The organism is Planktothrix sp. FACHB-1355, from assembly GCF_014748295.1.
In the GTDB taxonomy this organism is placed as follows: Bacteria; Cyanobacteriota; Cyanobacteriia; order Cyanobacteriales; family Aerosakkonemataceae; genus Aerosakkonema; species Aerosakkonema funiforme_A.
The window spans coordinates 1-9,969 of the sequence record NZ_JACJUP010000113.1 but is presented as its reverse complement, the minus strand read 5'-3'; the positions used below and the strand labels follow the sequence as shown (position 1 = coordinate 9,969).

Annotated in this window: 11 protein-coding genes; 7 read left to right on the top strand and 4 right to left on the bottom strand. The window is 45.7% G+C overall.

The annotated features are described in order from the left end of the window. Positions 1-32: 32 nt before the first annotated feature. The gene (locus H6S82_RS07870) at positions 33-1,208 is read right to left on the bottom strand and encodes a tetratricopeptide repeat protein (RefSeq protein WP_191056128.1); all 1,176 of its coding nucleotides are present in this window, start codon (positions 1,206-1,208) and stop codon (positions 33-35) included. 471 nt (positions 1,209-1,679) lie between these two features. Here H6S82_RS07870 and H6S82_RS07865 point away from each other — a divergent pair, with 471 nt between their 5' ends. Further along, entirely contained in the window at positions 1,680-3,155 is a 1,476-nt protein-coding gene (locus H6S82_RS07865) for a leucyl aminopeptidase (RefSeq protein WP_190462280.1), read from the top strand. Positions 3,156-3,290: 135 nt separating this feature from the next. Here the strand turns inward: H6S82_RS07865 and H6S82_RS34300 are convergent, their stop codons facing one another. Continuing rightward, entirely contained in the window at positions 3,291-3,611 is a 321-nt protein-coding gene (locus H6S82_RS34300; protein WP_190462278.1) for a DUF433 domain-containing protein, read from the bottom strand. A 265-nt stretch (positions 3,612-3,876) separates the two neighbouring features. On the opposite strand from H6S82_RS34300, the gene H6S82_RS07855 reads away from it, so the two are divergent. Beyond that, positions 3,877-4,623 (top strand): pentapeptide repeat-containing protein, encoded by a 747-nt coding sequence (locus tag H6S82_RS07855; protein WP_190462276.1) that lies wholly within the window; start codon positions 3,877-3,879, stop codon positions 4,621-4,623. Between the two features lie 42 nt (positions 4,624-4,665). After that, positions 4,666-4,935, top strand: coding sequence for a hypothetical protein (locus H6S82_RS07850; RefSeq protein WP_190462274.1), 270 nt, complete (start codon positions 4,666-4,668; stop codon positions 4,933-4,935). 4 nt (positions 4,936-4,939) lie between these two features. Here H6S82_RS07850 and H6S82_RS07845 read toward each other — a convergent pair whose 3' ends face one another. Continuing rightward, positions 4,940-5,950 carry a DUF6569 family protein gene (locus H6S82_RS07845; protein ID WP_190462272.1) on the bottom strand — a complete coding sequence of 337 codons (1,011 nt, stop codon included), beginning with the start codon at positions 5,948-5,950 and terminating at the stop codon, positions 4,940-4,942. 184 nt (positions 5,951-6,134) lie between these two features. Then, positions 6,135-7,475: a VWA domain-containing protein gene (locus H6S82_RS07840; protein ID WP_190462269.1), complete on the bottom strand. Its 1,341-nt coding sequence runs from the start codon at positions 7,473-7,475 to the stop codon at positions 6,135-6,137. 1,191 nt (positions 7,476-8,666) lie between these two features. On the opposite strand from H6S82_RS07840, the gene H6S82_RS07835 reads away from it, so the two are divergent. The 4 genes from H6S82_RS07835 (at position 8,667) to H6S82_RS07820 (ending at position 9,904) form a co-directional block, all read left to right on the top strand. Beyond that, positions 8,667-8,933, top strand: a complete 267-nt coding sequence (locus H6S82_RS07835) for a type II toxin-antitoxin system Phd/YefM family antitoxin (protein WP_322111846.1) — start codon at positions 8,667-8,669, stop codon at positions 8,931-8,933. Beyond that, on the top strand, positions 8,930-9,328 hold the full coding sequence (locus H6S82_RS07830; protein ID WP_190462267.1) for a PIN domain-containing protein: 399 nt from the start codon (positions 8,930-8,932) through the stop codon (positions 9,326-9,328). Before H6S82_RS07835 ends, H6S82_RS07830 begins: the two co-directional genes overlap by 4 nt. A gap of 97 nt (positions 9,329-9,425) precedes the next feature. Next, complete coding sequence (locus H6S82_RS07825; RefSeq protein WP_190462266.1) at positions 9,426-9,650, top strand: hypothetical protein; 225 nt, start codon at positions 9,426-9,428, stop codon at positions 9,648-9,650. A gap of 5 nt (positions 9,651-9,655) precedes the next feature. Beyond that, on the top strand, positions 9,656-9,904 hold the full coding sequence (locus tag H6S82_RS07820; protein ID WP_190462264.1) for a type II toxin-antitoxin system RelE/ParE family toxin: 249 nt from the start codon (positions 9,656-9,658) through the stop codon (positions 9,902-9,904). Positions 9,905-9,969: the final 65 nt, after the last annotated feature.

The window sequence follows — 9,969 nt, the reverse complement described above, 5'->3', positions numbered from 1 at the left end:
CTATCGGGATTGTGCTTAGTAATCGGTTGGGCCTATTGCCAAGCGCCCAGGAAGTCTCCGACTTTGGCTCTACCTCTAGCTACAGTCCAACGATATTCAGCCACAGCTTCGGAATCTGCATATTTGCTCAGCGCCAACTGACGAGCTTGCGATGCTGACTTGGCGCTTCCCGTACCGTCGAGAATTTTGGCTTTGAGTAAAAGTGCTTCACCGGCTTTTTCTGGAAATCGGTTAATTGCCATATCCAGATACGGTAAAGCTGCTGGAGACAAAAGTAACTGCCCTAAGCGTACCGCCGCCAAACCAGTTTCCTTCGCTTCGGGAAACTCCTTGAGCAACTGCTGATAAGCTAATACAGCTTCTGTTCTTTTACCGCGCAGTTGGCGTCCCCGACCGGCGCGGTAGAGATTGAGGGGCGTGCGGGTAGCTTTGGCATAAGCTTGTCCGGCTTTGTCGAAATCAAACCTATCCCAGTATATGTAGGCTATTGCTTCCCAATCTTCCGGCTTTAACTGGGCGGCATACTTGTTTTGTAGGGTTTCTAAGACGGTGTTGATTTGCTTGCTGTCGGGGTCGTGCTTGACTAACAGCCGTAGCAGGGGCAGTCGATCGGGATTTTGCTTGAGGCGAGTCCAGGCGATTTCAGCGGTGCGGGGGTGACTGGGAAAAGATGCGATCGCCTTATCCCAGTATTGCGGATCGGTGCGTCCCAAAGCAAACAGCGCCTCTGCCGCTACCGGACTTTCCGGATACTTTTGCAGCACTTCTTGCCAAGTTGCGTTTGCTTTGGCTTTATCGCCGCTCACTTCATAAGCTTGGGCGCGTTTTGCGATTATATGTGGCGCTAATAAGGGATAATCTTGTTCCAATCCTGCCAACCAAGCGATCGCCTTTTGCCCGCGATATTGTTGAATGAGGTCGCTAGCTAGCACATACCGGGCGCGATGGCGATCGAGCGATTTTCCTCCGGAGGCGATCTTTTCTAGCTCGCTTGCCCGTTGAGTCGGTGAAAGTGTTACCAGTGGCAGTGTTGCGGACTTCGGCTTTTCTTTTGACTGAGAACTTAGCTCAGCCTGCACCTCAGTAGCTTCGGGCGCAGCCTGTTCCCCATCGCTCCATCTCATTAATAACAAGGTACTTCCAATCAACAAAACCGATAGCCCCGCACCAACAGCCAAGGGAATTGGATTTTTCATTACTTTTTGCATCACTTCTCACCGCCCAACGATTACAGAAGCTCGATTTGACAAGAACAGACACATAGCTAGTTGTGCCTGCTGTGAGTAACTTATTCTTCAATACTGTGTTGGTAGCGTTTGATTTACTTCATGGACTGCACCCCAACCCCTCTTGTCAAGGAAGGCTAGGGGCGAGCGAGTCTTAACCTAACAGTATTGACACATCATTAAGTTTGCCTTTTGTCTGGGGAAGCTACAACTTTTTACCGAGTTTGGGTTTGTAGGAATCCAGTCAACTGCATCCCAGATTGACCCAATATATATCTCCTTCGGAAGATGACAATAAGTGATTAGGCTTGGTTAAAAGTTTTAACCGCAGCTGTTAAAAAACATAAGATGGGAGCTAGTTTAACGTATCTCGGATGCTTGGGGTAGGGCAGTTCGCCAATATTGATCGATACTGGTACAGGTACTTAAATTGGTGAATTGGTGAAACGGGGAATGGAATTTCGCGCAACAAATACCCCGCGCTTAGATTGGTCGGGGGATGGATTGGCAATTGGCTTTTTTGAAGATGCGGTGGAGTTAACTGGCGATTTAGCCCAGTTAAACGAGAAGTTCGGCGGTACTTTGCAAGAATTGATTGCAGAAACCGAATTTAAGGGCAAAGAAGGCAGCAGCGCTTCGACTCGCGTTGGCGGTAGCGGCAGTCCGGTTCGTAAAATTATACTGGTGGGACTGGGCAAGGCCGAAACGCAGAAGTTAAATTCTTTGCGCCGATCGGCAGCAGCAGCAGCTCGGTTAGCCAAAAAGGAAAAATGCAAAACCTTGGGCCTGAGCTTACCAGTGTGGAATAATGATGCTGCAACTACAACTGGGGCGATCGTTGAAGGTATAGAACTGGCTCTGCACCAAGATAATCGCTTTAAGTCAGAATCGGAAGACAAAGGGCCGCAACTCGAACAAGTCGATTTACTGGGTTTCGAGGGTCAAGAAGACGCAATTAACCGCGCCAAGCAAATCTGTGCCGGTGTTATCCTCGCGCGGGAACTGGTGGCCGCACCAGCTAACGAGGTAACTCCGGTGACGATGGCCCAAACAGCAGAAGCGCTGGCACAAGAATTCGGCTTGGCGGCAGAAATCTTGGAACAAGAAGATTGCGAAAAGCTGGGGATGGGTGCGTTTTTGGGTGTTGCCAAAGCTTCGGAATTACCCCCCAAGTTTATTCACTTGACTTACAAACCGGAGGGAACACCGCGCCGCAAACTGGCAATTATCGGTAAAGGTTTGACCTTCGACTCTGGCGGTTTGAATATCAAAGTTGCCGGTAGCGGGATCGAGATGATGAAAATAGATATGGGCGGTGCAGCGGCAACTCTGGGTGCGGCAAAAGCGATCGCCCAACTCAAACCCGATGTGGAAGTTCATTTTATCACCGCAGCTACCGAGAATATGATCGGCGGTCGCGCCATGCACCCAGGCGATGTTCTGAAAGCTTCTAACGGCAAGACGATCGAAGTCAACAACACCGATGCGGAAGGACGCCTGACTCTGGCAGATGCTTTGGTGTTTGCCGAAAAACTCGGCGTTGATGCCATGATCGATTTAGCCACCCTCACCGGTGCGTGCGTCATCGCTTTAGGCGATGATATTGCCGGTTTGTGGAGTCCGAACGATACCGTCGCCAACGAGATTATTGAAGCTGCCGAACTTGCTGGCGAAAAACTGTGGCGGATGCCTCTGGAAGAGAAATACTTTGATGGTTTAAAATCCCAAATCGCCGATATGAAAAATACCGGCCCCCGTCCCGGCGGTTCCATCACCGCTGCTTTGTTCCTCAAGCAATTTGTCAAAGAAACCCCTTGGGTACACTTGGACATTGCCGGCCCAGTTTGGGCAGACAAGGAAAACGGCTACAACAACGTTGGTGCTACCGGTTACGGTGTTCGCACTCTTGTTAATTGGGCACTTAGCTAAGAGAGGGGCTAGGGGTTAGGGCGTCGGGGCTAGGGAAGAGGGAAGAGGAGGACTTTTGACTTTTGACTTTTGACTTTTGACTTCCCCACTCCCCCACTCCCCCACTCTATTTTTGTTCAGCTGGGACGACTATGCTCATATTGGCAATCGCCTCACCCGGAAAGCTTCATCCTTAACAGAAATAATTGCTCCTGCTGCCAAATCCTCCTCAAATCGATTCAGCACCTGTGCCAAACGTTCATTAATGATTTCATAACGGGCTAACCATGCCGCATACATCAATGATTGCTGAATATCTTCCGGTTCCAAATATGAATAATCTTCTATAATCTCAGCTACAGTTTTTCCATTCGCCACCAAATTTAAAATCAATGAAACCGGAACTCGCATCCCTCGAATACAAGCTTGTCCTGCCATGATGCGCGGATTGAATGTAATTCGATCGAAACCTAACATAAATTATTCCTGCAATTTTCAGTCCCCTAGCGGGGATTAGTTTAAATGAAACTCGATCGCGCTTTGCCTGGAGTCGGGGGTGCAGGTGTTTGGGTCTCCTTTACGCACTCTAAAAATATTCATTTCTTAAGGTTATGGCGTTTTTGGCCAAACACCCGCAGATTTCAGCCGCACTCAGACTCTCTAAAAACTTGCTCAAACAAACCAAGATTAGGTTACAGTCTTCTTTGGCAACCCCGGATCGCGGAAAGGAAACTCAAGATAGATGGCAAACATAGAGCATCTTACCCTACTTAAAGAAGGAGCGGTGAAATGGCTTAAGTGGAGAACTTCCCACCAGGATACAGAACCAGACCTCAGCGAAGCAAACCTCCAAGGCGCTAATCTCAGAGGCGCGAACTTGGAAAAAGTTAACCTGAGAAAAGCAGATCTCGGCCAAGCTTTACTGATTACCGCTAACCTCAGCAATGCTAACATCAGTCTTGCTAACCTTCAGGAAGCACTCCTCAACGAAGCTAACCTGACCGCAGCTAACTTGACCGGCACTAATCTATTGAAAGCTGACCTCACGGAAGCAGATTTCGGTTATGCTAACCTCATCGGTGCTGACCTGGGAGAAGCTAACCTGGAAAGAGCCGATCTGGGTGATGCTAACTTGGTGGGAACTAACCTCGCAGCAGCTAACCTCAGAGGCGCTAACCTCAGCAATGCTAAACTCAGCAATGCTAAGTTGCACCAAGCTTACCTAATTGGAGCTTACCTTTATAAAGCTGACCTTTTTAAAGCTAGTCTCAGAGAAGCTCATCTCAATGGAGTATACTTATTTAAGGCTAACCTGAGCGAGGCTGACTTGGAAGGAGCAGATCTGAGATGGACTAACCTCAGCAAAGTTAATCTCGCAGGTGCTAACCTCAGTTATGCGAATCTCAGAGGCGCTAACCTCAATAAAGCTATCCTCAAAGAAGTGATTTTCCAGAAAACAATTATGCCCGACGGCACAATTTCTAGTTGAAAAGCCGAGGGAGGGAATTGCACCCCCCAACTCACTGACAAGGTGAGTACCTCTATAGGTAAAATTGAAGTCTTTGCACAGTTCCTAGCAGCAAGGCAGGACAGGCGGCAAGCTCTGCAATCCTTTTTGACCTCGGCAAGTAAATCAGTTGAAAAGTTGAAAAATAGAGCGATCGCATCTAAAGCTGAAGAAGAATTAGTAGGACGGGCGGTTAGCATAAAGGCGTGCAATGTTGTTTTCAACGCAACTTCCCAAATTTGGAATCAGGGGGGTAGCAACACCTTATCTAACTCAGTTCCTACTGTAATATAGTGTACTACGCTGCTGCCAAGGGTGTCAAGTTTTTCGACAAAATATATTCTGGTTTGGCAAACAGGGAAGCGTACACCAGTTGTCCGCTATCTTCGACAAATTGACCTGCAAAATTATTGCCGATCGCAGTTTGCAAACGCAATTCGCAGAACCGTTCTTCTTCCTGAACGTTGAATTTTTCTGCGGGTGTTGCGGCTAATTGGGATAGCACTTGCTCTTGCAATTTTTGACGGCTTTGCTGTAACTGAAAGCGCAGTTCCCGCAGATTGCTAGCAGCAAAAGGTGCGGGTTGTTGTTCTGCCACAATGCCAGCTTTTTGCTCGAAATACATCGCCGCTGTACCGTAGCAGAAACAAACCAAAGGCATCCACATTTCTTGGAAATAAGCCGCAGTTGGTGCTATTTCTATCCCAGCTAACTTATCGCCCAGGAAAAACAGCGCCCCTGTTTGATTTTCTAACAATTCAAATCGACTTTGATATTGAGTCAAAAATGCTCGCTGGCGGGTGATGATTTGCTCCAAATGGCCTCTGTTGGGCAGGTTAAATTGTTGATTCAGGTGACTGATGGCATTCCAAAGTTTGCTGTAACTCTTCTGACCTCGCAGTTGCAGCGCTTGCAAACGCAGTTGCACGGGTAAGATGAAAAACCATTGTTCGCGACCTTCCAAATAGCCGCCTTGAGATTGTTGAACGCAACAAGCATCTTCAAACATCAGCTTTTGGCCGCCTGCAATAAAAGCCGATCGACACAAGGCGTGATTTTGCGCTCCGTCTTGAATATAACCGATATGCAGAGGTACAATAGCTATACCGCTATCGGCGGGATTTGTCAATTCTACACTACCGTATCCGGTGACTCGATTGAGTTTTAAACCGGTCAGAGGGCCTGTATATTTACCTTTATTATCCGCGCCGAAGATTGGCACGACGGTCATCAATCCGGATTGCTGGGGTATCCCCAATTGATATGGGGAAAAGTCAAATGTGCTGAGAATTAATTCTTGGCAAAGCATGGTAATGGGGAGTAGGTCAGTGGTCAGTTGTCAGTAGTGAAGAAATAGGGACAAGTGATATTATTTCTGCTAGCTTCGGCAAGTCAGTAGTTGGTAGTGGGTAGGTTGGGTTGAGGTAACGAAACCCAACTCTATCGTCAGGATTTGTTGGGTTTCGCTACAATTGACGACTGACAACTGACTACTAACTAATGACTAAATCCAATTTTTTGAGCAGAAACTCTCGCAATCCAATTTCGCTCTGATTTTGATTTGTCATTGATAAGATGGATATCAATAAGTCTTCAAAATCGTCTTGATGCCAGAATTCCAATTCTGGTAAATTAGTGGCAGGTCGCCGTAAAGTTAGATCGTCGCTGCCGGTAAATTTGCTGTGGCAGAAAACCACAGGTGTGTGAATACCAAGTTGAGGTAATGTGGCGATTAGTCTGGCTAAATCGCCTGGGTAAATATTTTCGTAACCGTCAGAAACGATCGCCACTAAATCCGGTTGCGTTTCTAAGGCATCCAGTAAGGCAAGCGCGAGATCGGTGTTGCCTTCTGGTATGGGGATATGTCCGGAATTTCCCACGGCAAAAATTTGCAAATTTGGGCAGCATTTCTCTAGCACAAGCTGGAATGCGACTGATTGGGAAATGCAGCAATATTCGCGATCGCCATACCCTTTTGTGGAAGCAGAAGCATCGAGTACGAGGGCCAATTTGCCATGAAATCGCGGTAGCTTTTTGGCGCTGTCTTCCACGTAACGCTCTAAAGCTTGTTGCAATTCGCTAGATATGCCACCTCGGTACAGGTGAATCAAGGTTGCGGAAATGTCACCGCGATTGGTAGCTGTAATAGTTTTGGGTCGTTCTTCTTGTCGATCGAATTTTTCTAGGAATTGGGTATGGGCGAGTTTGTATTGACCGCTGCCAGTTTGTCGCGTACCTTGTTTGTACAATCCAGGAAAAATTGTTTTTACTTTTTCTGGATCGCGAGCAAATCTGAGCAAATGGCGGCGCAAATACTGTTGGTCTGCAAGAGCAGGATTGGCGAGCATTTTGGCACAAGCTCTGGCTACGTTTTTCCCCATTGCGTGTGACAAACAATCCTCTAATGTGGGTCGCCGGCAGTTGGCCATATCCTCAAAATCAGGATGATTCAATATGTAGTTGAGGATGGCTTTGGCTGTATGTTTGTGATTGGCTCGCACTCGCCGCAGAGCTAAAAATACTGTTAGTACTTTGTCTGGGTGCAGTACGCTCAATAGCAAGTTGGTGATGCGATCGAGTGTGTGACGCACTTCTGGAGTCATTCCGATGCGAGAGGTTCGCAATACCTGGAATAAGATGCGATCGCGTCCTTGCGGAAGTACTCCTTTGGCTACTCCCATGAGTGCGTAAAGCTCTGCATTGTGTTGGTATGCGCTGCTGTGCAAAGCTTCGTCGTTCCATTCCGGCTGTTTGCCTTTGTGGAGGACAAAGGGTTCGTTATGCGATCGCAGGTGTTGAAGTATTCCGCCGACTGTTTGATTGATTGCATCCATTGGGCCACCTCCTCGCCGTACCGCAAACTCAGTCAAGCGGTTTGCGGTTTCATTAATACTACAATATACTACACAGGGAAAAGTGGCAAGTGGGGAACTCACATCTTGCACATAACTCAATAGGCTGAAGAAATCGGCTTTCTCAACAGAAAATCTAGGTTTTCAGCGAAGGATAGTGACAAGAAACCCGGTTTCTGACCCTTGGTTTGGAAGTAATCGGGAAAATTTTTATATTTTTTTTAGGTTTTGATGGTTGACAAATGTAAATCTAAAATGAATATCACTACATATAAATGAAAATTAATGCGATCGACATCGGCAAATATCTATAATTTTGATATTTTAGTGGGATTTAAGGCTAAAATATAGCCATTAAGTTAAGCACCGTTATCAGACGCAAACTACTAAGCTTTAGCTTTATTTGGCACCGGATCGTTAATTTTTTTAGTGATTGAGAACATAGATGCGATCGTGTACTTCCATCAGGGAACTAATTTTTTATTAAAGATTAACTAAATCATAACCTAAACCTTGTAATATCCAGATATCGCATGATTTTCTTGCAAGTTTTGCATAAAGTATAGTTCTTACACCTTAAGATATATGACAAGCCATCTAAAATTAACGGAAGCTACTTTATAGATAGAGTTAGAGAGCAAATGGAGAAAACAGAAATGAAAACCGAAGTCAAAAAGTCTGTTCAGACACGAGTTGGTGACAATCATGACACTTTTAACTTTGAAATATGGGTTAGAGAAGTAAAACCGCAGTTACTCGCGGCACTTAAAAAAAGATCGGAAAAATAATAAATATTCTGTGAGTAATTACTTACGCTAAGTCAATATACCTAGAAAGGAATTCCCACAATTACAGAGCAGTAGGGTGCGTTACGCCGGAAGGTGACGCACCCGATCGTGTTTAACAATTGTGCAAGTGCGGATTGTCGAGCAACTTATTTTCTGATTTGACGGCATGATAGTTTCCGTTTTGAAGAGTTGTACGATCGTCGCATTGTCATGGTGGAAATAGATAAGATTGTGAGTGAAAAAAGAAGTTGTCTTTCCTTGCGTTAATCTAAGCTACAAGGAAGGGATATCGCTTGAGAGCGATCGATGCTTGCAAGGGTGCGCGATACGGATGCGTAGCATTATCGCTATTGCACAACCATCAGAATCAAACTAAACTTAGTTTATGGGCTCAGTTTATCAACCAATGGAAACTGTAAATATCCATCAAGCTCAAACGAATCTGTCACGACTATTGTCCCGTGTGGAACTTGGAGAAGAAATCATTATTTCAAACCGAGGCATCCCGATCGCCAAGTTGATTCCGTTTCGTACTTCATCCAATCGACGAGCTAGTTTAGGGCAAGATCGAGGGAGGTTTATTGTGCCAGAGGACTTCAACGATCCGTTGCCAAAAGAGATTTTGGCAGCATTCGAGGGAAATGAAGAGTGAAACTTTTGCTGGATACGCAGTGTTGGTTGTGGTGGTTTGCTCAACCAGAGAGATTGAATGAAGACGCGATCGCACACATTGCCGATGAAACCAACGAATTGTGGTTTTCTGTTGCTAGTATCTGGGAAATTGGAATAAAAGTTTCGATCGGAAAGTTGCCATTACCAGAACCAATAGATAGTTATATTTCGACGCGCATGGTGCAGTTAGGTGCGCGATATCTGGAAATTACAGCACCTCATGCCTTGCAAGCGGCTGCGTTACCATTGCATCATCGAGATCCTTTCGATAGAATGTTGATTGCCCAAGCTCAAATTGAGGGTATGATGCTTGTGAGTGCCGATCCAATTTTCAAAGAATACAGCGATTTATCGCTTCTTTGGGCAGCCAATTAGTAGGATTTCACTCCTCAGTTTTATATAATTCGATCGCGAGTGCGTGCCGTGGGCGATCGCATAGACGATCGAGCAAAGCAACTTTCTGGAGTATGACATGGAAAATGTATTAAATATTGAATATCTTACGAACAAAGACGGAGATGTAAGCGCTGTAGTGATTCCTATTGAGTTATGGCGACAAATAGTACCTAATGAAGAGGTTTCTGTAGAGCAACTTGCGGACGCGGTAGAAGACTATTGTATGAACAAAGCAATGGATGAAGCTATTAATACTCCCTTACTAGATCGTGCAGAAGCCTTAGCGTATCTTGAGGAATAATCATCTTGGAAGTTAAATACCGTCAAAATTTTCTAAAAGACTTAAAGAAACTGAAGAGTTCGACATCATACCAACGTATCTACGAGCTTGCTTTTGCAACTTTAGAAACAATCAAAACATTGGAGGAAGTTCTCGATATTAAAGCCATGCAAGGTTACGCGGGTCGCTATCGTATCCGCATCGGCGATTATCGTATTGGAATAGAAGTTAATGAAGATGTTATAGAAGTGATGCGTGTTTTACATCGCCGGTAATTTTATCGTTATTTTTCCTAAGTAATTGGAGTTGATCATTCTCCGTTCAAGCGTCGCATTTTCAT

What these genes read in the sequence shown, in the direction of transcription:
- H6S82_RS07865 (WP_190462280.1), top strand. Translation starts at nt 1,680, where the DNA reads ATGGAATTTCGCGCAACAAATACCCCGCGCTTAGATTGGTCGGGGGAT.
- H6S82_RS34300 (WP_190462278.1), bottom strand. Translation starts at nt 3,611, where the DNA reads ATGTTAGGTTTCGATCGAATTACATTCAATCCGCGCATCATGGCAGGA.
- H6S82_RS07855 (WP_190462276.1), top strand. Translation starts at nt 3,877, where the DNA reads ATGGCAAACATAGAGCATCTTACCCTACTTAAAGAAGGAGCGGTGAAA.
- H6S82_RS07845 (WP_190462272.1), bottom strand. Translation starts at nt 5,950, where the DNA reads ATGCTTTGCCAAGAATTAATTCTCAGCACATTTGACTTTTCCCCATAT.
- H6S82_RS07840 (WP_190462269.1), bottom strand. Translation starts at nt 7,475, where the DNA reads ATGGATGCAATCAATCAAACAGTCGGCGGAATACTTCAACACCTGCGA.
- H6S82_RS07870 (WP_191056128.1), bottom strand. Translation starts at nt 1,208, where the DNA reads ATGCAAAAAGTAATGAAAAATCCAATTCCCTTGGCTGTTGGTGCGGGG.
- H6S82_RS07835 (WP_322111846.1), top strand. Translation starts at nt 8,667, where the DNA reads ATGGGCTCAGTTTATCAACCAATGGAAACTGTAAATATCCATCAAGCT.
- H6S82_RS07825 (WP_190462266.1), top strand. Translation starts at nt 9,426, where the DNA reads ATGGAAAATGTATTAAATATTGAATATCTTACGAACAAAGACGGAGAT.